This is a genomic window from Vibrio sp. 1249-1 (assembly GCF_033340495.1).
In genome coordinates, this window is record NZ_JAWOWJ010000128.1 from 1 (window position 1) to 1,086 (window position 1,086).

The 1,086-nt window shown below is 42.4% G+C and carries 1 protein-coding gene; it reads right to left on the reverse strand.

The features are described from left to right. Positions 1 to 149 precede the first annotated feature (149 nt). Complete coding sequence (gene purU, locus R7Z50_RS24725; protein WP_005478783.1) at positions 150 to 983, reverse strand: formyltetrahydrofolate deformylase; 834 nt, start codon at positions 981 to 983, stop codon at positions 150 to 152. Between the last annotated feature and the right edge of the window lie 103 nt (positions 984 to 1,086).

Below are 1,086 nucleotides of genomic sequence, written 5' to 3' on the forward strand. Positions count from 1 at the left end.
TAAGTACCAAGGCATTTGTATCAAGCTGCATCCGCATTCGCTCAAGCGTATAGTGGAGTCTGAGCAGGCGGAATAAGCAAATTTTGAACGACTAGAAAGAAGAAAGGGTTGCAAATGAGCAACCCTTTCTTTCATTCAAATGCGTGAACTTAAAGAATCACAGTCTTATTCCCATAAACAAAAACGTGGTCGTTAATTACCTTATTCAGAGCTTTACTCAAAACATTCTTCTCAACATCGCGGCCTGCTTGAGCCATATCTTGTGCGCTGAATGTGTGATCGACTGGAATAACATCCTGCTTGATGATCGGGCCTTCATCTAGATCGTTTGTCACGAAGTGGGCTGTTGCGCCAATAATTTTTACGCCACGGTCGTAAGCTTGCTGATAAGGCTTAGCACCGATGAAAGCAGGCAAGAAACTGTGGTGAATGTTGATGATCTTATGGCGGTATTTTTCAACAAACGTTGGCGTGAGAACGCGCATGTATTTCGCTAGCACCAAGTAATCTGCATCGTATTGATCGATCACCTCTAACATCTTTTGCTCGTGTTCTTCACGGCTTAGATCTTCGTGCGTCACATAGTGGTAAGGGATATCAAAACGTTCAGTGAGGCCTTGCAACTTATCGTAGTTACCCACCACGGCGGCGATTTCTACATCTAAACTGCCATCGTAATTTTTCATCAGAATATCACCTAAACAGTGTGCTTCTTTCGTTACGAGAATCACGATGCGTTTACGGCGAGAGCCAATGAGAGTGCGTTTTGCACCTTGCGGTAGAGCTTGATCTAAATCGGCAAGAAACGTTTGGTCGTTGAAGTACCCCTCCAACTCCGTTCGCATGAAAAAGTGCCCACTGGTGTTATCAACAAATTCGTTATTATGAACGATGTTTAGCTGATGTTTGTAACAGATATTAGTAATTTTAGAGATCAAACCCGGTGCGTCAGAACAATGGGTCAACAGTGTTTTCTTTTCCATAAATCAGATACTTCCATGCATTATTTTTCTAGCGTACGAAATATGTGTTTTCCCCAAAAGGGTCAACCGTACTGCAATCTGACTTCATAAATAATCTATTCTT

Excerpts from the sequence above, each read along its gene's own strand:
- purU (WP_005478783.1), bottom strand. The coding sequence starts at position 983 with ATGGAAAAGAAAACACTGTTGACCCATTGTTCTGACGCACCGGGTTTG.